The organism is Sphingomonas sp. Leaf208 (genome assembly GCF_001421415.1).
Lineage (GTDB): Bacteria > Pseudomonadota > Alphaproteobacteria > Sphingomonadales > Sphingomonadaceae > Sphingomonas.
In genome coordinates this window covers 421004-443189 of sequence record NZ_LMKH01000023.1, presented here as the reverse complement: position 1 = coordinate 443189, position 22186 = coordinate 421004, and the positions used below count along the sequence as shown (strand labels likewise).

Sequence of the window (22186 nt, the reverse complement as noted above, 5' to 3'; positions counted from 1 at the left end):
GTCCGCCTAGCCCCGCCAAGGCGCGACGGCAACGCCCGGCGTCGATGATCTTTTTGTCACCATGATCCCTGAAAACTGTCGACCAAGTCAGCCGCGCACAACGACGAGCGCCGCGATCGCGTCTGCAGCAGCCTCTGCGCCGTTCTCCCGCGCAACCTGCGCGCCGACCTGCGCGGCCGTCTCGCGCATCCGGTCGGTCAGGATGGCGGTGATCGCAGCACCAGCACGCGCGATCGTGAAGTGCTTCGACGACAGCGTCTTGCCGACTCCGATCGATTGAATGCGGTGCCCGTTGTCGTATTGATCGCCCATGTGCGGGACGACGAGTTGCGCCTTGCCTGCCCGTAGCGCCTGGCCGGTGGAGCCTGCGCCACCGTGATGGATGATCGCACACGCCCGTGGAAACAGCAGCGAGTGCGGCGCATAGCGGCAGACATGCACGTGTTCGCTCGCTGCTGCCTGATCGTCGCTGCCGGTCAGCAGTACCGCGCGCAGGCCCAGTGTTCGCGCGGTCGCCGCTGCGGTGGCGTAGAAGTTGCCCGGTGCAAACGTCGCAAAGGATCCCAGCGTGAAGACCAGCGGCAGTGGGCCGGCAGCGAGGAACGCCTCTAGCGCAGGGTCAAGCGTTTCGGGCGCACCCGAGTCGCTGTCGAAGATCGCAAAGCCGGTGACGCGCGCGATGTCGGGGAGGTCAGGCTGGCGCGGTGCGATGGCCGGCGAATAGCAGCACAAGGTCAGGTTTGCGCTCGCGGGCGTCTCGAGCAGCAACGCCTGGCGTGACGGCGGCAGGCCGCGTGTCTTGCGAACCGCATCGACGGTGCGTCCATACCGATGTCGCAGCACGCCGAGCATGACCCGGTACACCGACCGGTTCCAGGCACGGCCGATCGGCCCGGTCGGTGCGTGGGCCATCATCGCGAAGTCAGGCGTGCGGGGAGGCGCATAGGCGGAGAAGGTCGCCATCGGCTGGAGCAGGACGTTGACCAGCGGCACGCCCCGCGCTTCCGCGACGATCGGCGCGGCGAACACGAACAACGAGGCGACTAGCGCGACTGCCCCCTCCATGGCGTCGTCGAGCGCCGTCGTGCTGTCGGCCAGCCACGGCATCAGGATTCGGTTCATGAGATAGGTCTGATCCGCCATGATCCGCTTTGCGACCTCGTCGGGCGGCATGCCCAACGTCTCGGTCAGCGCGTCGAACCCTCCGACGATCGCCACGCCGGTGAGGCCTGCGGCTTCGACCTTGGCGACGTGATCGGCAGGAACCGCCAGCACGACCGTGAACCCACGAACCTTAAGAGCGAGGCCGATCGCAATGAAGGGATGAAGGTCGCCGAGCGAGCCGATCGTGGCGAGGACGATCTTTCGCATCGGGTCCGTATGGTCCTTCCCCGCCGCTAATTTCGACGGCACCTGCCGCAGCCGTACAGCGGGAATGCGACTCATTTATTGCGGCGAAATTGCCGACGCCGTGGTGCACGGCATGAAGCCACATGTGCTGGCGGCGGGGGCCGACCTACGGTCAGTTCGGACCGCCAGATCCGCATTTTCCGCGTCATGCCGGACAAGTTCCAGCATCCACGGTGGCGCAAATCGAAAGACTTGTCTTGCAGAACGGGGGACGCCGGACCGCGTCGGTATCCCTCGCGAGTAAGAGCCGACCCGCAGTTCGACGGCGGCACCTTCTTGTTCTCCCGCGAAGGCGGGAGCCCAGTCTGGATCCCCGCCTCCGCGGGGAAACAGTTTGCCTGACAGCTGTACCCCCGAACCTATCAAACCGACGGGGAAATTCTGGACTGAAGCCCTGCAAAACTCCGAAGGTCGATCAGCACTTCTCTGCATCTGTGGCCCAAAACGAAAAAGGCCGCCGCCCGGTATCCCGGACGGCGGCCTTTTCCTTAGTCAGCGCGGAAGGCGTCTGACGAAACCGATTACTCGGTCTCGTTCAGATACTCGCCGGCATCCGCGTCGGTGCCGGTGCCCGAGGTTACGACCGCTGCGAGCGGATCCTCACCCGTGCCGCCTGCGTCACGCGGCGAGCGTGCCAGTTCGGCAGCATGCTCGTCGGCAGCCGACATCGGTGCCACGATCGACACCTCCGCCATCTTGCGCTGCTGGACGCGCATCGCGGCGTCGCGGCTGTTGGCCACGACACGCAGGCGGTTGAGGCCTGCACCGGTGCCTGCCGGGATGAGCCGGCCGACGATCACGTTCTCCTTCAGGCCCATCAGCATGTCCTGCTTACCCTGGACCGCTGCCTCGGTGAGGACGCGGGTGGTCTCCTGGAACGATGCCGCCGAGATGAAGCTGCGGGTCTGCAGCGACGCCTTGGTGATGCCGAGCAGGATGGGCTTGCCCTGTGCGCGGGTCTGCTTCTTCTCGAGCTTCTCGTTGGTCGCGTCCATTTCCTCGCGATCGACCTGCTCGCCCTTCAGCAGCGTGGTATCGCCGCCGTCGGTGATCTCGACCTTCTGCAGCATCTGACGAACGATCGTCTCGATGTGCTTGTCGTTGATCTTCACGCCCTGGAGACGATAGACCTCCTGGATTTCCGACACGAGATACTCGGCGAGGGGTTCGATGCCCATCGTCTCGAGGATGTCGTGCGGATCGGGCGAGCCGCCGATCAGGTTGTCGCCGCGCTTGACGTAATCGCCTTCCTGGACGTCGATGACCTTCGACTTCGGCACCAGATACTCGACGACGTCGCCGCCATCCTCAGGCTGGATGCCGATCTTGCGCTTCGCCTTGTAGTCCTTGCCGAACACCACGCGGCCCGAGATCTTGGCGATGATCGCCGAGTCCTTGGGGATACGCGCCTCGAACAGCTCGGCAACACGCGGCAGACCACCGGTGATGTCGCGCGTCTTGGCGCTTTCGCGGCTGACGCGGGCCACGACGTCGCCGCCGAACACCTGTGCGCCATCCTCGACCGACAATGTCGCGCCGATCGCCAGCATGTAACGACCGGTCTCGCCCGACGTCTCGTCGAGCAGGGTCATGCGCGGACGCAGATCCTCCTTCGACTTGGTCGCCGCACGATATTCGATCACGACGCGCTGAGCGATGCCCGTGGCTTCGTCGGTCTGCTCGGTGAGCGTCTTGCCCTCGATCAGGTCGACATACTTGATCGTGCCCGGGTTCTCCGTGATCACCGGCATGGTGAACGGATCCCACTCGGCCATCCGATCGCCGCGCGACACGATGTGACCATCGTCGAACAGCACGTACGCACCGTAGGGGATGCGATCGACCGAGAGCTCGCGGCCGTCCATGTCGACGATCGCGATTTCGCCCGAGCGGCTGAGCACCACGCGACGGCCACGCTGGTCGACGATGATACGCAGATCGCGGAACTGCACCGTACCGTCGGCATGCGCCTCGAGGTTCGACGTTTCGTTGAGCTGCGCCGCACCACCGATGTGGAACGTACGCATCGTCAGCTGCGTGCCCGGCTCACCGATCGACTGCGCGGCGATGACGCCGACAGCTTCACCGATGTTGACCGGCGTACCGCGGGCGAGATCGCGCCCGTAGCACTTGCCGCAGACGCCGATCTTCGACTCGCAGACCAGCGGGCTGCGGATCTTGCACGACTGCGTGCCAAGGCCTTCGATCGTCGTGATCATCGGCTCGTCGAGCAGCGTGCCCGACGGGATGACGACCTTGCCGGTCTTCGGATCGACGATGTCTTCCGCGGTCGTACGACCGAGAATGCGCTCGCCGAGGCTTGCGATCGTCGAACCACCCTGCAGAATGGCCTTCATCTCCAGCGCGCGGGTCGTGCCGCAATCCGGTTCGATGATGACGCAATCCTGCGACACGTCGACCAGACGACGCGTCAGGTAGCCCGAGTTGGCCGTCTTCAACGCCGTATCCGCGAGGCCCTTACGAGCGCCGTGGGTCGAGTTGAAGTACTCAAGGACGGTCAGGCCTTCCTTGAAGTTCGAGATGATCGGCGTTTCGATGATCTCGCCCGACGGCTTGGCCATCAGGCCGCGCATACCGGCAAGCTGCTTGATCTGCGCCTGCGAACCACGAGCACCGGAGTGGGCCATCATGTAGATCGAGTTGATCGGCTTTTCACGGCCGGTCTCCTCGTCGACCTTCACCGCACGGATCTCGTCCATCATGGCGTTCGCGACCTGGTCGCCGCAACGGCTCCAGGCGTCGATCACCTTGTTGTACTTCTCCTGCTGCGTGATCAGACCATCCTGATACTGCTGCTCGAAGTCCTTCACGAGCGCCTTGGTGTCGTCGACCAGACCAACCTTGGCGTCCGGAATGATCATGTCGTCCTTGCCGAACGAGATGCCGGCACGGAATGCGTGGCGGAAGCCGAGCGACATGATCGCGTCGGCGAACAACACGGTCTCCTTCTGGCCGGTGTGACGATAGACCTCGTCGATCACGTCGCCCACGTCCTTCTTGGTGAGGAGGCGGTTGACGGTGTCGAACGGCACCTTGTGGCTGTGCGGCAGGCACTCGCCCAGCAGCATGCGGCCCGGGGTCGTCTCGTACCGCTTGAGGTACTGCTTGCCCTTCTCGTCGGTCTGCGGAACGCGGCTGATGACCTTGGTGTGCAGCGTGACCGCCTGGGCGTTCAGCGCCTGATGCACTTCGGCCATGTCACCGAGCAGCATCCCCTGGCCCGGCTCGTTCTCCTTCATCATCGACAGATAATAGAGACCGAGGACCATATCCTGCGACGGAACGATGATCGGCTTGCCGTTGGCGGGCGACAGGATGTTGTTCGTCGACATCATCAGGACGCGTGCTTCGAGCTGGGCCTCAAGGCTCAGCGGGACGTGCACAGCCATCTGATCGCCGTCGAAATCGGCGTTGAACGCGGAGCAGACCAGCGGGTGAAGCTGGATCGCCTTGCCCTCGATCAGAACCGGCTCGAACGCCTGGATGCCAAGACGGTGAAGCGTCGGCGCACGGTTCAGCATGACCGGATGCTCGCGGATCACCTCGTCCAGGATATCCCAGACTTCCTTGCGCTCCTTCTCGACCCACTTCTTCGCCTGCTTCAGGGTCATCGACAGACCCTTCGCATCGAGACGCGCGTAGATGAACGGCTTGAACAGCTCTAGCGCCATCTTCTTCGGCAGGCCGCACTGGTGCAGCTTCAGCTCAGGCCCGGTGACGATGACCGAACGACCCGAATAGTCGACGCGCTTGCCGAGAAGGTTCTGACGGAAGCGGCCCTGCTTGCCCTTGAGCATGTCGGACAGCGACTTCAGCGGACGCTTGTTGGCGCCCGTGATCGTGCGACCGCGGCGACCATTGTCGAACAATGCGTCGACGGCCTCCTGGAGCATGCGCTTCTCGTTGCGGACGATGATGTCCGGCGCGCGAAGCTCCATCAGGCGCTTGAGACGATTGTTGCGGTTGATCACGCGGCGATACAGATCGTTCAGATCCGACGTCGCGAAACGACCACCGTCCAGCGGCACCAGCGGGCGCAGCTCGGGCGGGATGACCGGAACGACCTCGAGGATCATCCACTCGGGGCGATTGCCCGAATCGATGAAGCTCTCGACGACCTTCAGGCGCTTGATGATCTTCTTGGGCTTCAGCTCGGACTTGGTGACCGCGAGCTCTTCGAGCAGCGCGGTACGCTCACCGACGAGGTCGAGCGATTCGAGCATGATGCGGACCGCTTCGGCACCGATACCGGCCGAGAACGCGTCCTCGCCATACTGGTCCTGCGCGTCGAGGAGCTCGTCCTCGGTCATCAGCTGGTACTTCTCGAGCGGGGTCAGGCCCGGCTCGATCACGATGTACGCCTCGAAGTACAGCACGCGCTCGAGCTGCTTCAGCTGCATGTCGAGCAGCAGGCCGATGCGCGACGGCAGCGACTTCAGGAACCAGATGTGCGCGACCGGTGCGGCGAGCTCGATATGGCCCATCCGCTCGCGGCGGACCTTCGAGACGGTAACCTCGACGCCGCACTTCTCGCAGACGATGCCCTTGTACTTCATGCGCTTGTACTTGCCGCACAAGCACTCGTAGTCCTTGATCGGACCGAAGATGCGCGCGCAGAACAGGCCGTCACGCTCAGGCTTGAACGTGCGATAGTTGATGGTCTCGGGCTTCTTGATCTCGCCGAACGACCACGAACGAATCTTGTCCGGGGACGCGATGCCGATCTGGATCTGGTCGAACGTCTCGGTCTTGGCGACCGGATTGGCGAAGGGGGTCATCTCGTTCATTTTATTCTCCATTCCCCTTCCGCATGGCGGGAGGGGCTAGGGGAGGGGATGTCGTAGCCTCTCGGGGTGGTGCCTGCGGGGACAGGCCCTCCCCCGACCCCTCCCGCAAGCGGGAGGGGAGGAGTTGAGGCTTACTCCGCCGCGATCTGGATGCCGTCGCTGTCGAAGCCGGGCTCCGACTGCTTCAGATCCACATTCAGGCCGAGCGAGCGCATTTCCTTGACGAGCACGTTGAAGCTCTCCGGGATGCCGGCCTCGAACGTGTCGTCGCCCTTGACGATCGCCTCGTAGACCTTGGTGCGGCCGACCACGTCATCGGACTTCACCGTCAGCATTTCCTGCAAGGTGTACGCCGCGCCGTAGGCCTGGAGTGCCCAGACCTCCATCTCGCCGAAGCGCTGCCCACCGAACTGCGCCTTACCACCCAGCGGCTGCTGCGTGACGAGCGAGTACGGCCCGATCGACCGTGCGTGGATCTTGTCGTCGACCAGATGGTGGAGCTTCAGCATGTAGATGTAGCCCACCGTCACCTTGCGATCGAACTGATCGCCGGTGCGGCCGTCGAACAGGTCCGACTGACCCGACGTGTCGAGGCCCGCCAGCGCCAGCATCGCCGAGACATCGGCTTCGCGGGCACCATCGAACACCGGCGTCGCCATCGGCACGCCACCCTTCAGGTTCTTGGCCAGCTCGACGATCTCGTCACCCGTGCGGGCATCGATCTCGGCGTGATACTGCTCGCCGTACACCGTCTTGAGGCGATCGCGGACCGCCTCCGGCATCGCACCCGGCTTGGCGTCCGGATTCTCTTCGCGCCACGTCTCGAGAGCCGCGGTGATCGACTGACCCAGGCCACGTGCAGCCCAGCCCAGATGCGTCTCGAAGATCTGCCCGACGTTCATGCGCGACGGCACGCCCAGCGGGTTGAGCACGATATCGACCGGCGTACCATCGGCAAGGAACGGCATGTCCTCCGCCGGCAGGATGCGGCTGATGACGCCCTTGTTGCCGTGACGGCCGGCCATCTTGTCGCCCGGCTGCAGCTTGCGCTTCACCGCGACGAACACCTTGACCATCTTCAGCACGCCCGGCGACAGCTCGTCACCACGCTCCAGCTTCTCGCGACGATCGTGGAACTTGTCCGTGATCAGCTTGGCGGCGTCGTCATACTGGATCTTGACCGCTTCCAGATCGCTCTGGACCTTGTCGTCGGCGACCGCGAACTTCCACCACTCGTGGCGGTCGACGCTGTCGAGCAGATCCATGTCGATCACGACGCCCTTCTTGACGCCCTTCGGCGCCGAGGTGGCGGTCTGATCGAGCAGCATCTCGCGAAGACGCGACCAGGTCGCGCGGTTCAGGATCGAACGCTCGTCGTCCGAATCCTTCTTCAGGCGCTCGATCTCCTCGCGCTCGATCGCCATCGCGCGCTCGTCCTTGTCGATGCCGTGACGGTTGAAGACGCGAACGTCGACGACCGTACCCGACACGCCCGGCGGCAGGCGAAGCGACGTATCGCGCACGTCGCTGGCCTTCTCGCCGAAGATCGCGCGGAGAAGCTTCTCCTCCGGCGTCATCGGCGATTCACCCTTCGGCGTGATCTTGCCGGCGAGAATATCGCCCGGCTCGACCTCTGCACCGATGTAGACGATGCCCGCTTCGTCGAGGTTGCGAAGCGCTTCCTCGCCGACGTTCGGGATATCGCGGGTGATGTCCTCAGGCCCAAGCTTGGTATCGCGAGCCATCACCTCGAACTCGTCGATATGGATCGACGTGAACACGTCGTCCTTCACGATCCGCTCGGAGATCAGGATCGAATCCTCGTAGTTGTAGCCGTTCCACGGCATGAACGCGACGAGGCTGTTGCGACCCAGCGCCAGCTCGCCGAACTCGGTCGACGGGCCGTCGGCGAGCACGTCGCCGGCACGGACCGCATCGCCCACCTTCACCAGCGGACGCTGGTTGATGCAGGTCGACTGGTTCGAGCGCTGGAACTTCATCAGCGTGTAGATGTCGACGCCCGACTTGCCGGCATCGATCTCGCCGGTTGCCCGGATCACGATACGCGCCGCGTCGACCTGGTCGACGATGCCCGCACGCTTGGCCGAAATCGCTGCACCAGAGTCACGCGCAACCGTCTCTTCCATGCCGGTGCCGACGAACGGCGCCTCGGCCTGAACGAGCGGCACGGCCTGACGCTGCATGTTCGAGCCCATCAGCGCGCGGTTGGCGTCATCGTTTTCCAGGAACGGAATGAGCGATGCGGCGACCGAGACGAGCTGCTTGGGGCTGACGTCCATCAACGTGATGTTGTCGGGCAGCGCCATCAGGAATTCGCCAGCCTGACGCGACGACACCAGTTCCTCGACGAAGCCGTTCGACGAATCGAGCTCGGCGTTGGCCTGCGCGATCGTGTGCTTGGCCTCTTCCATTGCCGACAGGTACACGACGTCGTCGGTGACCTTGTGGTCGACGACCTTGCGGTACGGAGTCTCGATGAAGCCGTACTTGTTGACGCGGCTGAACGACGCCAGCGAGTTGATCAGACCAATGTTCGGGCCTTCCGGCGTCTCGATCGGGCAGATGCGGCCATAGTGCGTCGGATGAACGTCGCGGACTTCGAAGCCCGCGCGCTCACGCGTCAGACCACCTGGTCCAAGGGCCGACACGCGACGCTTGTGGGTGACTTCCGACAGCGGGTTGGTCTGATCCATGAACTGCGACAGCTGCGACGAGCCGAAGAATTCGCGGACCGCGGCAACCGCAGGCTTCGCGTTGATCAGGTCGTTAGGCATGACGGTCGAGACGTCGACCGACGACATGCGCTCCTTCACGGCACGCTCCATGCGGAGCAGGCCAACGCGGTACTGGTTCTCGAGCAGCTCGCCGACCGAGCGGACACGACGGTTACCGAGGTTGTCGATATCGTCGATTTCGCCCTTGCCGTCCTTGAGGTTCACAAGCGTCTTGATGACCTCGAGAATGTCCTCGGTGCGCAGCGTCGTCACGGTATCCTCGACGTCGAGGTCGAGACGCATGTTGAGCTTCACGCGACCGACAGCCGACAGGTCGTAGCGATCCGGATCGAAGAACAGACCCGAGAACAATGCCTCGGCCGTCTCCAGCGTCGGTGGCTCGCCGGGACGCATCACGCGGTAGATGTCGCTGAGGGCCTGCTCGCGCTCTTCGGCCTTGTCGACCTTGAGCGTGTTGCGGATCCACGGACCCGTCGCGACGTGATCGATGTCGAGCAGGTCGAGCCGCTCGATGCCTGCCTGGTCGAGCAGTTCGAGGTTCTCGGCGGTCACTTCGTCACCGGCTTCGATGTAGATGCGGCCGGTCGACTCGTCGATCAGATCGTACGCCGAATAGCGGCCGAAGATTTCCTCGGTCGGGATCAACAGGTCGGTCAGGCCGTCCTTGAACGCCTTGTTCGCAGCGCGGGGGCTGATCTTCTGGCCGTTCGGGAACACGACTTCGCCGGTCTTCGCATCGACGATGTCGAACATCGGCTTCTGGCCGCGCCAGTTCTCGACCTGGAACGGAACGATCCAGCCACCCTGGCCGCGGACGAACGTCACGCGGTTGTAGAAGTAGTTGAGGATCTCTTCCGACGTCATGCCGAGCGCGTAGAGCAGCGCCGTGACGGGCAGCTTGCGCTTGCGATCGATGCGGACGTTGACGATGTCCTTCGCGTCGAACTCGAAATCGAGCCACGAACCGCGATACGGAATCACGCGTGCTGCGAAGAGGTACTTGCCCGATGCGTGCGTCTTGCCGCGATCGTGATCGAACAGGACGCCCGGCGAACGGTGCATCTGCGAAACGATGACGCGCTCGGTGCCGTTGATGAAGAACGTGCCGTTCTCGGTCATGAGCGGCATGTCGCCCATGTACACGTCCTGCTCCTTGATATCGATGACCGACTTGGCCTCGGTATCGGGATCGACCTCGAACGCGGTCAGGCGCAGCGTGACGCGCATCGGCGCGGCGTAAGTGATCCCGCGCTGGCGGCATTCCTCGACGTCGAACTTCGGCGGCTCAAGGACGTAGTCGTCGAAATCGAGATAGGCGGTGCCGGCGAAATCCTGGATCGGGAACACGCTGCGCAGCGTCTTCTCGAGACCCGAGACGTGGCCGATCGACTTGTCGGAGCGCAGGAACTGCTCGTAGCTCTCGCGCTGGACTTCGATCAGGTTCGGCATCTGCACGACTTCGTGGATGTTGCCGAAAACCTTGCGGATACGGCGCTTTGCAGTGCCGTGTTCGATCGCCTTGGATGCCATAGGTTTATTTTGCCTCGTCAGCCGAAAATTCGTGCTCGGGAACCCCCGAGCGGGACGCACGTTCACGCAAAAAGGCCGCGCGCATCAGGTGCGGCGGCTTTCGGCGTATGAAACCTCGGTATCCAATACGATCGACACGCTGCGCGACGGCATGTCATTTCCCGGATGCTGTGGTGAAAGGCGGATATAGGTGCGGCACCGCGTGATGTCAAAGGGGCCTGCGTCAAACGGTCGTTTCGACACGGTCGCACTGCCGGAAATACTATAGATACCAGGTGCTGGCCGACGCTATCTGCATCCCTGACACGATGTAACGCGTATTTCCAGTATCACCGGGTGGCCCTCGCAAGGAGTAGGCGGCGTCATGAACGACAGGATCGCAGTGCGGACAGTATCCGACCAGGATCGCGCGAACTGGACACGGCTGATCGACGATCACGAGAAGATCGCGGGGCAGTGCGCCGACCTCGTCCTGCTCGCGCGGCAGCCGAGCACCCAGAGCGCGCTCGCCTCGCGCAAGCTGATCGAACTCGCAGTGACCGTCGCCGATCATCTCGGCGTCGAGGACGAGGTCATCGATCGCACCGTCGTGGCGATGGAGGCGCATTGCTCGGCCGACACGATCGCGATGATGGAAGAGGATCTCGATATCCTCCGCTCGGACTGGAAGGCGTTCATCGGCCGCTGGCTGCCGACGATCTCGCCGAAGGACTGGGCCGCGTTCGGGGTGCAGGCGGAGTCGATGCTCGATCGCTTGTCGCATCAGGTGAAGCTGGAGACGGAGTTGCTGTATGACCACGCGCTGCGCGACGGCGTCGTGCGCCCAGGTGGGCTGGTACTGCACTGAGGCGAGCGGGGCGGCTAGTCGGATGATTGCTCCCAAGCGCCTCCGCGAAAAACCTACCACCCCGGCGAGGGCCGGGGCCCAGTTGGAAAGGTGGCAATAACGAAGCGCTCCCCGTCGTCAGCAACGTTGCCCGACTGGGCCCCGGCCTCCGCCGGGGTGGTACTGGTCTCAGGGGCATGTGGCCCCAATCAAACCAGTCTTTCTTCTACCGCCGCTTCTTCTTCGACGGCACGACCACCACTGGCGCCACCGGCAACGGCGGCTGAACCGTAACCTTCACGACCAACGGCAACACCCCCGGATCCGCCGGATACTCCCGCCGCGCCCGCGCGAACACGAACCGGGCCTTTGCCGCCCCCGGCGCACTCTCGCTCGCGCCGACCCACCGCCAGTGCCACGGCTCCCACTTCACATGCTGCTTGTTCCCACCGGGAAAGCTCTGCTCGAACCCGAACCGCGGGGCGTTCAGCCGCAGCCAACGTGCGGCAGGAGTCGCAGCCATGCACGCCTCCGCATCGGGGCACCCGTTCGCCGGACGCACCGCGAAATCCAGCGCATAGCCGGTCGAATGCTCGCTATACCCCGGCGGCGCGACCGAAATCGCGCGATCCGCCGGGCTGCTCGTCTCGCCGCGACAGAACACGCTGCGCTGGCGCGCGATCGACCGTTGGCACGACAAGGCGCGGAGCTGGCCCATTACCGACGGATCGCTCTGAGCCGCCGCGAACAGCCGCAACAGGTCAGGCAATATGTCGGCGCGTACCACGCAAGGATTGCCGACCGAATACTCGGACGGCAGCGTCACCAGCTCGGTCTCGGGCGCATCGCCGTACGGCAAATGCCCGAACGCGCGACCGTCCGGCGCGATCGCCGCGCTCTGTCCCTCGCACAATTGTGCTTCCGCGATCGTGGGGGCGAACAGGAGCGCGAGGGCCAGCGTGCGGTGCAACATCGACGCGGGCTCTGGCACGCAGGCGCTAATGATGGCAAGGGCGGCGCCATGCATGGTGAACGCGTACTCTTCCTCGACGGCGAGGCCCTGGTGATCGACAAGCCCGCAGGGCTGCCGGTCGATCCGCCCCGCGATGGCTCGCTGAGCCTTGAAAATCATCTCGAAAGCCTGAAGTTCGGCTTCCAGCGCTGGCCGAAGGCGGTGCACCGGCTTGACCGCGACACGAGCGGCTGCCTGCTTCTGTCGCGCAACCCCAAGGCGCATGCCCGGTTGCAGCAGGCGTTCGAGCAGGGCCTCGTCTCGAAGCGTTACGTCGCACTGCTCGACGGCGTGGTCGAGGGCACGTCCGGCCTGATCGAGATGGCGCTCGGCAAGGTCAGCACCGCCGAGACCGGCTGGCGGATGGTCGAGGACCCCGACGGCAAGAAATCCCGCACCAAGTGGCGCGTGATCGAGATCAGGGATGGACGCTCGCTGGTCGAGTTCCTGCCCGAGACCGGCCGCACGCACCAGATCCGCGTCCACGCCGCGAGCGGCCTCAGTGCGCCGGTGGTCGGCGACGGCGTCTACGGCAAGGCGGACGGCCTCGGCATGATGCTCCATGCACAGCGCCTGATCGTACCACGTCCGGGCAAGCCCGACGTGCTCGCCGAAGCGCCGCTGCCCGAGCGCTTCGCCAAGGCCGGGTTCGCCGACGAAGCGACTCCGGCTGCTAACGCCGCACCGGTTGCCGAAGTTACGACGCCTGACTCTACCGACGACTGAACGGGCTGAGGGTAGGGCTAATGGTCGCGATCCCGATCACCCGATCGATCTCGATCGACGACAGCGAACTGATCGAGAGCACGACGCGCTCGGGCGGTCCCGGCGGTCAGCACGTGAACACCACCGACAGCGCGGTGATCCTGCGCTTCGACGTTGGCCTCTCGCTCGGCCTGCCGCTGGCCGTGAAGAACCGCATCGCCGTGCTGGCCGGATCGCGCCTCACGCGCGACGGCGTGCTGGTTTTGCGCAGCGAAGGATCGCGGTCGCAGTTGCTCAACCGCCAGGAAGTCCGCGAACGCCTCATCGCGCTGATCAAGGAGGCGACGATCGTACCCAAGGCCCGCCGTGCGACCAAGCCGTCCAAGGCGGCGAAGGCGCGGCGGGTCGACACGAAGAAGGTGCGGAGCGGCGTCAAGGCGGGCCGCGGCAAGGTTCGCGACGATTGAGCGGGCCATGCCTATGGGCATCTCGCTAACGTCCGTCGGCCAGCCTAGCGCACGACCTCGCAATCCTCCCCCGCCAGGGGGAGGTGGCTGGCGCTAGCCAGACGGAGGGGGAGGCCCGCGATGTCGGATGTTCCGTGTCCTCCCCCTCCGTCGCGTGCGGCGCCACCTCCCCCTGGCGGGGGAGGATCGCTACATTGCCGCAGCGTCACCCCAGCTTTTGCTGGGTGACGGATTTGGGGGACCGTTGGCTGCCTCTCAGTTAAGGAAGACCCCATGTACCAGTTCGATATCGCCGCCGGCACCAAGGCCGATCTCTACCGCGACCTCCTCGCCGCACTCGACGCGCTGACGACGGACGAGACCGATCCGATCGCCAACATGGCCAACGCCGCCGCGCTCGTGTGGGAATATCTCCCCGACCTCAACTGGGCGGGCTTCTACCGCCTCGTACCCGATGCGCAGGGGGGCGAACTCGTGCTTGGCCCGTTCCAGGGCAAGGTCGCCTGCATCCGCATCCCGGTGGGCAAGGGCGTCTGCGGGGCCGCCGCCGCGACGCTGAAGACGCAGTTGGTCGAGGACGTCCATGCTTTCCCGGGGCACATAGCCTGCGACGCGGCAAGCCGGTCGGAACTGGTGGTACCAGTGACCCGCAACGGCACACTGATCGCAGTGCTCGACCTCGACAGCCCCGAACCCGCGCGATTCGATGCCGAGGATGCGGCGGGGTGCGAGGCGCTGGCGGCATTGCTGGCCGAGCGGCTTGCCTAGCACGTACTGACGCGCCCCGTTTCGGGACAGCACGCCTTCTGGCGACTCCCCCGCACACTTGGTAAGCAACGCGTTAAGATTTCCGGCGTTTGCGCTGGATCAGGTGGCAAACCAGGGAGACGGACATGCGGAGGCTTTTGATCGCGAGCGCGGGGCTGGTGTTAGCGGGCGGTGTCGCGGACGCGCAACGTCCCGGCGCAAGCTATCCCGCGCCCGGTACCGCCCCTGGCATTGCGATGCAGGCGCCGATGGCCCGTCCCAGCCGTCCCGGTCCGATCGCCGCGCAGATGCCCGTCGTGCAGGCGCCGACCCGGCCGGTCGCTGCGCCACGGTCCTCGCGCTGGGGCAGCAAGATCGGCGGGCGCTGGTGGGCGGGTGCCAACGCCCCCGGTGGCTGGGCGGGCTATCGCCGTCCGCATCGCGGCTGGGCTGTGCCCGCCTATTGGAATGCACCGCGTTTCTACGTCGGCGACTGGTCGAACTACGGCCTCGCGCAGCCACCGCAGGGCTATAACTGGGCGCGCTACTACGACGACGCCGTGCTGATCGACGCGCGCGGGTCGGTCTACGATACGACAAGCAACATCGACTGGGACCGGGCTGGCGGTGGCGGCTATGTCGCAGCCGATCCACGCGCCTATGCGCGCAACGACAATGTCTATGCGAGCCCGAGCGACCGCGGCTACGTCCAGCCCTACGCAGATCGTCCGGCGCCGCGCCGTGACAGGGGTCTGGGTGGCGCCGCGATTGGCGCGGTCGCGGGCGGCGCCGCCGGCAACGTCATCGGTGGTCGTGGCAATCGACTCGGCGGGACGTTGATCGGTGCAGGAGTCGGTGCTGCGACCGGCTATGCGATCGACAAGGCCGAGGATCGCGGTCGCCGAGCACCGCCGCCACCGGTTCGGGGTTATGGCGCCGGCTATGCATCGCCGCCGGCCTATGCAGCGGGTGCGGACGATTATGCCCCCGATTATGCCCCGGACTATGCCGCGCCGTCCTATGCGGCCGACTACCCGCCGCCACGGCCGTCCTATGATGCCGGATACTCGCAACCCGGTCGTTATACCGTGGCACCGGGGGGCACCTGGACATCGCCTGACGGCGTTACGACGGTGACGACGACCAGTGGCCAGGCGTATCCTGCCGGTTCGACGACCGTGATCGTGCAATCCGTGCCGGTGACCACGACGACCACCACGGCCGAATATTATGACACCGTGTCCCGTCCGCGCAGCACGGTGCGCCGGCGGCGCTGACCTGCGGCTTGAGAGGCCTCAGCCGAGCATGCCTGCATAGGTCTGCGGCGCGGGGGGCAGACCTATGCGTGCGACGATGCCGCTGGCGACGACGAGAAGAAGTGCGCTCGCGCCAACCGCGAGTATCTTCCGCGGCGGCGCGCGATCGGCGAGCAGCACGACCGCCACCGCGGTCGCGATCATCGGCCACAGGTGATAGCGCAGGTCCGACGCGATGCTCAGGACCGCGAAGCTCGCCTCGAGTGCCAGCGCGGACACGAGCAACGCAGTGGCGAGATCGCGGACCGGATCGCGCGGACGCGACGGGCTGGCGGCAAGCGCGGCGATCGCGACGACGATCCAGGCGATCGGCCAGCCGAGCGGCGTCTCGACGACGACCGCGGTCAGTGCCTCCCACGCGCGTGCGCCGACGCCGGGATTGGCGAGGCCCAGCGTATTCGGCTCGGACGCGGCAGGCGGTGCTGCGCTCGGCCAATGGAATGGGACCAACCAGCGGTCGGTCGAGTTCAGGTGCGCAAGGCGGTGTCCGGCATAGGCGATCGGATGATGCAGCGCCGCCGACGCCAGCGTGACGTACAGCGCCCCGGTCGGCAGCGCGCGCAGCCGCGCCATCGTCGTCCCGCAATGCGCCTCGTCGCCGAGCGGATCCCAGAAGAACGGTTTCGCACAACCCCGGGCGATCACGGTCGCCGTCTCTGACTGCGTGAGGCCCGTGGTGTCGCTCGTCGGGACGCGCGCGGCAATGCCGGCAAGGTCGTAGAGCGCCTGGGTCGCCTCGACGCCGCTAGGTTGCGCGCGGAGCAGGCGGTGGTTCACGACAGGCGCGACGCCGAGCACAAGCACCACCGCGATAAGGCCGGTTGCAAGCTTTGCCACAGGGTGAATCGGGCGCGGGGCGAGCGTGACGAGCAGGGGGACGACGATGAAGACGGCGTTCGCGCGGATCAGCACGGCGTAGGCGAGCAGCAGCGCGACTGGAACCAACATCGCGCCGGGCAGCGGTCGGCGCTCAAGCCGCCACCAGCCGATGATCCCGACTGCGGCGAGGAGCGCCCCGGCGAGTTGCGCGTCCTTGAGAACGACGCCCTGCCAGCCGAGGAAAGGCGGCAGCAAGCCGATCGCGAGGATGACGACGGCGCTCCGCGAACGCCCGACTCGGCCTAATGCGGCCGCGATCATGCCAAGGCCCAGCCAATAGGTGACGAGTTGCAGGGCCAGCATTGGCGTCGCACCGGGGCCGAATGCCGTGAGCAGCGCCCAGACGCGCGCCATCGCCGGCGGATGCCAGTCGTCGTACACGCCCGACAGGACCTGCCGGTATTGCGCGACGGTGTCGTACATCGCCGTGCCCGGCCAGAACACCGCGAGCGATGAGATGCACAGCGCGGCTGCGGCTATGGCGATGTAGTGCTGTCGGGGGCGAGCGGCAGGTTCGATCGGCATTCGCGTCCTGCACGTTGGGGTCTTAGCCGCGAGATCCTTCCAGCCGGACCTGGCGGCTGGCGCGACCTTTCGGTGCGTCATGCGCGGCGGTCAAGAGAGATGAGGCCGAAACGGGATAGTTTGCCCGGATCGGTCGATCGGCCGGATATCGGTGGTACAGGGCCGCTAGCATGCCTGCCATCACACGTCGTCATCCTGACGAAATTCAGGATCCAGAGGTACAACGGGCTGCGGGCGGTATCCTGGATCCTGACTTTCGTCAGGATGACGGACAAGCGCGGCGTACCAACGTAAAATCCTTCCCCGCCAGGGGGAGGTGGCTGGCCTTGCCAGACGGAGGGGGAGGTAAGCGACCACGCCTGCTTCGTAACCTCCCCCTCCGTCACCTTCGGCGCCACCTCCCCCTGGCGGGGGAGGATCGATCACTTTCAGTAGTGGATCGCGCGGCCGTAAGCGGCGAGCACGCTCTCATGCATCATCTCGGACAGAGTCGGGTGCGCGAACACCGTCTCCATCAACTCTGCCTCGGTCGTCTCGAGCTGGCGCGCGACGACATAGCCCTGAATCAGCTCGGTGACTTCCGCGCCGACCATGTGCGCGCCGAGCAGTTCGCCGGTCTTCGCATCGAACACCGTTTTCACGAAGCCCTCGGCCTCACCCAGTGCGATTGCCTTGCCGTTGCCGATGAAGGGGAACTTGCCGACCTTAAGCTCGTAGCCGGCTTCCTTAGCCTTCGCCTCGGTCATGCCGACCGACGCGACCTGAGGGCGCGAATAGGTGCAGCCGGGGATGTTCGCCTTGTCCATCTGGTGCGGCGAACCGCCGGCGATCTTCTCGACCGCGATGATGCCCTCGTGGCTGGCCTTGTGCGCGAGCCACGGCGCACCGGTGACGTCGCCGATCGCCCAGATGCCGTCGACGTTGGTGCGGCCATAGCCGTCGGTCTTGATATGGCCGCGGTCGGTCTCGACGCCCAAAGCCTCCAGCCCGATATTCTCGGTGTTCGGCACGATGCCGATCGCGATGATCGCGTGGCTGAAGGTCTCTTCCGAAACCTTGCCGTCCTTCGCCTTGATCTTGGCCGTGACGCCATTCGCCGAGGGGACGAGCCCTTCGAGACCGGTCTGGGTCAGCAGCTTGATGCCCTGCTTGCTGAGCGCCTTGTCCATGAACGCGGAGACTTCCTCGTCCTCGACGGGGAGGATGCGCGGGAGCATCTCGACGATCGTCACGTCGGCGCCCATGTCGTTGTAGAAGCTGGCGAACTCGACGCCGATCGCGCCCGAGCCGATGACCAGCAGCTTGGTCGGCATCTCGGTCGGGACCATCGCGTGACGATAGGTCCAGATCCGCTCGCCGTCGGCCTTGGCGAACGGCAGGTCGCGCGCACGCGCGCCCGTCGCGACGATGATGTTCTTGGCTTCGAGTTCGACCATCTTGTCGCCCTGCTTGACGCTCAACTTGCCCTTGGCAGTGACGGTGCCGACGCCTTCGACGACGGTCACCTTGTTCTTCTTCATCAGGCCCTTGACGCCTGCATTGAGTTGGCCTGCGACCTTGCGCGAGCGGTCGACGATCTTGGCGAGATCAAAACCGACATTGTCCGCCTTGAGGCCGTAGCTCTCGGCGTTCTGCATGTAATGATAGATTTCCGACGTGCGGAGCAGTGCCTTGGTCGGGATGCAGCCCCAGTTGAGGCAGATGCCGCCCAGCCGCTCGCGCTCGACGATCGCGACCTTCAGGCCGAGTTGCGACGCACGGATCGCGGCGACGTAGCCGCCGGGGCCCGAGCCGAGGATGACGAGATCATAGGTATCAGCCACGGTAAGTCCTTCGATTCAGTTGGTTTCGGGCGGCACGGGCCGCGGTTTGCGATCGTCGCCGACCGCCACGAAGATGAAGCGCGCCTGGGTCACCTTGCAGCTGTCGTTGCTATGGCGCGCACGGCGCCAGGCCTCGACCTCGATCGTCATCGAGGTGCGGCCGACCGCGATCAGCTCGGCATAGACCGACACTTCGTCGCCGACGACGACCGGCATGTGGAACTTCATCGCGTCCGCCGCAATCGTGACGGCACGGCCGCCGCTACGCCGCGATGCGACGGAGCCGGCGGCCAAATCCATCTGGCCCATCAGCCAGCCGCCGAAGATGTCGCCATACGGATTGGCGTCGGCGGGCATGGCAGTGACGCGGATCGTCGGCGCTTTGTTGGGGGGCAGGTCGGTCACGCTTCACTCCTGCGGGTCGTTCGGTCGAGACGCCGGGCGCGGCGCAACGGGCCCACGCCCATCAGCACGGTCGCAACCATCGCCGCGGCCCCGCAAGACCAGATCACGTCCTGCCCAAGCGGGTAGGACCATGCCGCCGCCCAGGTCATCGCCACCGCCGCCACGAGCCCGCCGAGGATGTGCAGGATCTCGATCGTCGTCTGCTTCATAGTGAATTGGATCCGCACACCCCCGTTCGCCCTGAGCGAAGTCGAAGGGTGTGAGACTCACCTGCTTCGACTTCGCTCAGCACGAACGGCGTGGAGGGGAGGGGGGCGACGGTCATGCCTTCGCTTACGCCAGCATGCCCAGCGGGTTCTCGACCAGGTGCTTGAACGCCTTCATGAACTGCGCACCGTCGGCACCGTCGATCGCGCGGTGGTCGAAGCTGCCGGTGGCCGACATGACCGTCGCGACCGCCAGTTCGTCACCGATCACAACCGGGCGCTTCTCGCCCGCGCCGACCGCGAGGATCATCGCCTGCGGCGGATTGATGACCGCATCGAACTGCGTGATGCCGAACATGCCCATGTTGCTGATCGAGGCGGTACCGCCCTGATATTCCTCGGGCTTCAGCTTGCCGTCGCGGGCGCGGGCGGCAAGGTCCTTCATCTGCGTCGAGATCGACGACAGCGACGCGGTGTCCGCACCGACGATGATCGGCGTGATCAGCCCCGACGGCGTGCTCACCGCGACCGAGATGTCGGCGCGCTGGAAGGTGATCAGCTGGTCGGGCGTGAACATCACGTTGCAGCTTGGCACCTGCATGAGAGCGACGGCCTGCGCCTTGATCAGCAGATCGTTGACCGACAGCTTCACGCCGCGCGATTCGAGGCTCTTGTTCAGATCGCCGCGCAGCTTGAGCAGCGCGTCGAGACGGACGTTCACGGTCAGGTAGATGTGCGGGACGGTCTGCTTCGACTCTGTCAGGCGCCGCGCGATCGTTTTCCGCACGTTGCTGAGCTTTGTCGCCTCGTGCGGGATATCCGGCACGGTCGCAGGCTTTGCGGCGGGCGCTGGAGCCGCAGCGGCAGTTGGCGCAGCAGCTTCGGTTTTCGCAGCAGCGGGTGCGGCACCCGGCTTTGCGCTCTCGACGTCGGCCTTGACAATACGACCCTTGGGGCCGGAGCCGGATACGGCGCCGAGATCGATCCCCTTGTCGGCGGCGAGACGGCGCGCGAGCGGGCTCGCCTTCACGCGGTCGCCGCTGGCGGCAGGCTGGGCTGCACCGGCGTCATCCGGCCGACCGTGATCCTCGGCCGAAGCCTCGGTCCGCTCGACCGGCTTGGCCTCGGTGCCGGTCTTGTTCGGGTCCGTCGGATCGGGCTTCGCTTCCGATTCCTTCGCGGCCGGCTCGGGCGTCTCGCTCTTGGTAGGCTCGGATGAAACCGAAGACGCGTCCTCGCCCTCTTCGGTGATGATGGCGATGACCGTGCCGACCTTCACGTTGTCCGTACCCTCGGCGACGAGGATCTTGACCACGGTGCCTTCGTCGACGGCTTCGAATTCCATCGTCGCCTTGTCGGTCTCGATCTCGGCCATCAGGTCGCCGGATTTCACGACGTCGCCCTCCTTGATCAACCATTTGGCGAGGGTACCCTCCTCCATGGTCGGGGACAGCGCAGGCATCTTGATCTCGATCGACATGGATTTCCCCAGGGCGTGACGTAACGGCATGCCTACTCGCGCCCTCGTCCGCTCGGGTCAACCCCGACGCACTTGCGTATCGACCCGCTGCAGCCCAATTACCGGCGATAACGGGGGCGAAAATGCGCATTTATCTGGTGGTTATCGACGACAGTCCGGAAGCTGGGATCGCGTTGCGTTTCGCGGCCCGGCGTGCGGTGAAGACCGGCGGCGGGGTCGAGATCCTCACGGTGATCCCGCCGCAGGAGTTCATCGCGTTCGGCGGCGTCCAGGCGACGATCGAGGAAGAGGCGCGCCTGCATGCCGAGGGGCTGGTCGCGGGCGCGGCAGGTACGTTGCTGGAGGAGTCCGGCTTGCGTCCGTCGATCACGGTGCGCGAGGGGGAAAGCGCAAAAATCATCCGCGAGATGATCGCGGCAAATCCCGATATCGCGGCGCTGGTCCTCGGCGCCGCGGCGACTGGTGCTCCAGGCGAACTGATCGCCCATTTCGCGGGGACCGACGCGGGTTCGCTGCCGGTGCCGGTCATGATCATTCCCGGATCGCTCACGCGCGAGGCAATCGACCGGCTCAGTTGAGTGAGGCGTACTTCAACTGACAGCCATTGCCGAATGCGTGGCCAGCAGGCGCTCCACGCTGTTGATGCCAGTCTGCGTGAGCTGCAATGCATCGAGATTGCTGTCTGGCGGTTCAATGAGCGACTTTGCCTGGAGCACGCGAATCCAGCGACCGAGCGTCGACCGTGACAGGCGTAGCTGGTCGGCAACCATGTCGACGCTTGCGATTCGGCTCTCGGCTTCTGCGACGTATACGATCAGCAGCGTCGTCCACGCATGATCGGCGAAAAGATCGGACCCGAGTACCGCGTCGCGCGCACGGATAATTCCCAGCAAGTCCTTGGCCCGGCGCCAAAGATGATGCGGCATGGCATCGCCACTGATTGTGTCGGCGAGCGTAGGAGCGGTGCACAGGGTGCCGATTAGTCTGCCTGGCTTGCCGTTGCCCAGTCGCGAAACCTGGACTTCCATCGTGATGATATCGCCTTCGCCGCCGATGTAACGTTTCCGGATTCGGGCTGAATTGCCATTGGGTTGCAATGCCGCAACGTGGCTCAGGTTACGCGCGACGTCGTCGGGGTGCGTTATCGATAGGTAGGAAAGGCCCACAAGCTGTTTCTGCGTGCGTTGCAACACCGCCGCGACCGGTTCGTCTATCGCGAGGATAACGCCGTCGCCGTCTGAAACAGAATGGCCAATGATCATCTTAGGTCCTCGCGCTCTTGATCATATAA

At 65.1% G+C, this 22186-nt stretch carries 16 protein-coding genes; 6 read left to right on the top strand and 10 right to left on the bottom strand.

Annotated features, from left to right (window positions below):
* Window positions 1-87: 87 nt before the first annotated feature.
* The 3 genes from ASE69_RS11970 to rpoB all read right to left on the bottom strand — a co-directional run bounded on the left by ASE69_RS11970 (window position 88) and on the right by rpoB (window position 10504).
* Window positions 88-1371, bottom strand: coding sequence for a glycosyltransferase (locus ASE69_RS11970; protein WP_056486726.1), 1284 nt, complete (start codon window positions 1369-1371; stop codon window positions 88-90).
* A 560-nt stretch (window positions 1372-1931) separates the two neighbouring features.
* Window positions 1932-6218, bottom strand: coding sequence for a DNA-directed RNA polymerase subunit beta' (gene rpoC / locus ASE69_RS11965; protein ID WP_056060318.1), 4287 nt, complete (start codon window positions 6216-6218; stop codon window positions 1932-1934).
* Window positions 6219-6349: 131 nt separating this feature from the next.
* Entirely contained in the window at window positions 6350-10504 is a 4155-nt protein-coding gene (rpoB, locus tag ASE69_RS11960) for a DNA-directed RNA polymerase subunit beta (RefSeq protein ID WP_056051380.1), read from the bottom strand.
* A 364-nt stretch (window positions 10505-10868) separates the two neighbouring features.
* Between rpoB and ASE69_RS11955 the strand changes: the two genes are divergently transcribed.
* Window positions 10869-11351, top strand: coding sequence for a hemerythrin domain-containing protein (locus tag ASE69_RS11955; RefSeq protein WP_056486723.1), 483 nt, complete (start codon window positions 10869-10871; stop codon window positions 11349-11351).
* Window positions 11352-11556: 205 nt separating this feature from the next.
* Here the strand turns inward: ASE69_RS11955 and ASE69_RS11950 are convergent, their stop codons facing one another.
* Window positions 11557-12303, bottom strand: coding sequence for a M15 family metallopeptidase (locus ASE69_RS11950; RefSeq protein ID WP_056487077.1), 747 nt, complete (start codon window positions 12301-12303; stop codon window positions 11557-11559).
* A 48-nt stretch (window positions 12304-12351) separates the two neighbouring features.
* Between ASE69_RS11950 and ASE69_RS11945 the strand changes: the two genes are divergently transcribed.
* From ASE69_RS11945 to ASE69_RS22980, 4 genes are all read left to right on the top strand, one after another.
* Entirely contained in the window at window positions 12352-13068 is a 717-nt protein-coding gene (locus ASE69_RS11945) for an RluA family pseudouridine synthase (protein ID WP_056486720.1), read from the top strand.
* 20 nt (window positions 13069-13088) lie between these two features.
* On the top strand, window positions 13089-13514 hold the full coding sequence (gene arfB, locus ASE69_RS11940; RefSeq protein ID WP_056486717.1) for an alternative ribosome rescue aminoacyl-tRNA hydrolase ArfB: 426 nt from the start codon (window positions 13089-13091) through the stop codon (window positions 13512-13514).
* Between the two features lie 273 nt (window positions 13515-13787).
* Window positions 13788-14282, top strand: a complete 495-nt coding sequence (locus ASE69_RS11935) for a GAF domain-containing protein (protein ID WP_056486715.1) — start codon at window positions 13788-13790, stop codon at window positions 14280-14282.
* A gap of 125 nt (window positions 14283-14407) precedes the next feature.
* The gene (locus ASE69_RS22980; RefSeq protein ID WP_056486712.1) at window positions 14408-15538 is read left to right on the top strand and encodes an RcnB family protein; all 1131 of its coding nucleotides are present in this window, start codon (window positions 14408-14410) and stop codon (window positions 15536-15538) included.
* An 18-nt stretch (window positions 15539-15556) separates the two neighbouring features.
* Here the strand turns inward: ASE69_RS22980 and ASE69_RS11925 are convergent, their stop codons facing one another.
* The 5 genes from ASE69_RS11925 to ASE69_RS11905 all read right to left on the bottom strand — a co-directional run bounded on the left by ASE69_RS11925 (window position 15557) and on the right by ASE69_RS11905 (window position 20895).
* Window positions 15557-16981 carry a hypothetical protein gene (locus ASE69_RS11925; RefSeq protein ID WP_056486710.1) on the bottom strand — a complete coding sequence of 475 codons (1425 nt, stop codon included), beginning with the start codon at window positions 16979-16981 and terminating at the stop codon, window positions 15557-15559.
* A 428-nt stretch (window positions 16982-17409) separates the two neighbouring features.
* Window positions 17410-18804: a dihydrolipoyl dehydrogenase gene (lpdA, locus tag ASE69_RS11920; protein WP_056486705.1), complete on the bottom strand. Its 1395-nt coding sequence runs from the start codon at window positions 18802-18804 to the stop codon at window positions 17410-17412.
* A gap of 15 nt (window positions 18805-18819) precedes the next feature.
* The gene (locus ASE69_RS11915; protein WP_056487075.1) at window positions 18820-19161 is read right to left on the bottom strand and encodes an acyl-CoA thioesterase; all 342 of its coding nucleotides are present in this window, start codon (window positions 19159-19161) and stop codon (window positions 18820-18822) included.
* A 44-nt stretch (window positions 19162-19205) separates the two neighbouring features.
* Window positions 19206-19418 (bottom strand): hypothetical protein, encoded by a 213-nt coding sequence (locus tag ASE69_RS11910; RefSeq protein WP_056486702.1) that lies wholly within the window; start codon window positions 19416-19418, stop codon window positions 19206-19208.
* Window positions 19419-19542: 124 nt separating this feature from the next.
* The gene (locus ASE69_RS11905) at window positions 19543-20895 is read right to left on the bottom strand and encodes a pyruvate dehydrogenase complex dihydrolipoamide acetyltransferase (RefSeq protein ID WP_056486699.1); all 1353 of its coding nucleotides are present in this window, start codon (window positions 20893-20895) and stop codon (window positions 19543-19545) included.
* 122 nt (window positions 20896-21017) lie between these two features.
* Between ASE69_RS11905 and ASE69_RS11900 the strand changes: the two genes are divergently transcribed.
* A complete protein-coding gene (locus tag ASE69_RS11900; protein WP_056060288.1) occupies window positions 21018-21473 on the top strand; it encodes a universal stress protein in 456 nt (151 codons plus the stop codon).
* A gap of 12 nt (window positions 21474-21485) precedes the next feature.
* On the opposite strand, the gene ASE69_RS11895 is transcribed toward ASE69_RS11900, so the two are convergent.
* Window positions 21486-22157: a PAS domain-containing protein gene (locus ASE69_RS11895; protein ID WP_056486696.1), complete on the bottom strand. Its 672-nt coding sequence runs from the start codon at window positions 22155-22157 to the stop codon at window positions 21486-21488.
* Between the last annotated feature and the right edge of the window lie 29 nt (window positions 22158-22186).

What these genes read in the sequence shown, in the direction of transcription:
- rpoB (WP_056051380.1), bottom strand. Translation starts at nt 10,504, where the DNA reads ATGGCATCCAAGGCGATCGAACACGGCACTGCAAAGCGCCGTATCCGC.
- ASE69_RS11945 (WP_056486720.1), top strand. Translation starts at nt 12,352, where the DNA reads ATGCATGGTGAACGCGTACTCTTCCTCGACGGCGAGGCCCTGGTGATC.
- ASE69_RS11910 (WP_056486702.1), bottom strand. Translation starts at nt 19,418, where the DNA reads ATGAAGCAGACGACGATCGAGATCCTGCACATCCTCGGCGGGCTCGTG.
- ASE69_RS11955 (WP_056486723.1), top strand. Translation starts at nt 10,869, where the DNA reads ATGAACGACAGGATCGCAGTGCGGACAGTATCCGACCAGGATCGCGCG.
- rpoC (WP_056060318.1), bottom strand. Translation starts at nt 6,218, where the DNA reads ATGAACGAGATGACCCCCTTCGCCAATCCGGTCGCCAAGACCGAGACG.
- ASE69_RS11895 (WP_056486696.1), bottom strand. Translation starts at nt 22,157, where the DNA reads ATGATCATTGGCCATTCTGTTTCAGACGGCGACGGCGTTATCCTCGCG.
- ASE69_RS11970 (WP_056486726.1), bottom strand. Translation starts at nt 1,371, where the DNA reads ATGCGAAAGATCGTCCTCGCCACGATCGGCTCGCTCGGCGACCTTCAT.
- ASE69_RS11925 (WP_056486710.1), bottom strand. Translation starts at nt 16,981, where the DNA reads ATGCCGATCGAACCTGCCGCTCGCCCCCGACAGCACTACATCGCCATA.
- ASE69_RS22980 (WP_056486712.1), top strand. Translation starts at nt 14,408, where the DNA reads ATGCGGAGGCTTTTGATCGCGAGCGCGGGGCTGGTGTTAGCGGGCGGT.
- ASE69_RS11905 (WP_056486699.1), bottom strand. Translation starts at nt 20,895, where the DNA reads ATGTCGATCGAGATCAAGATGCCTGCGCTGTCCCCGACCATGGAGGAG.
- ASE69_RS11935 (WP_056486715.1), top strand. Translation starts at nt 13,788, where the DNA reads ATGTACCAGTTCGATATCGCCGCCGGCACCAAGGCCGATCTCTACCGC.
- ASE69_RS11950 (WP_056487077.1), bottom strand. Translation starts at nt 12,303, where the DNA reads ATGTTGCACCGCACGCTGGCCCTCGCGCTCCTGTTCGCCCCCACGATC.
- ASE69_RS11915 (WP_056487075.1), bottom strand. Translation starts at nt 19,161, where the DNA reads ATGCCCGCCGACGCCAATCCGTATGGCGACATCTTCGGCGGCTGGCTG.
- arfB (WP_056486717.1), top strand. Translation starts at nt 13,089, where the DNA reads ATGGTCGCGATCCCGATCACCCGATCGATCTCGATCGACGACAGCGAA.
- ASE69_RS11900 (WP_056060288.1), top strand. Translation starts at nt 21,018, where the DNA reads ATGCGCATTTATCTGGTGGTTATCGACGACAGTCCGGAAGCTGGGATC.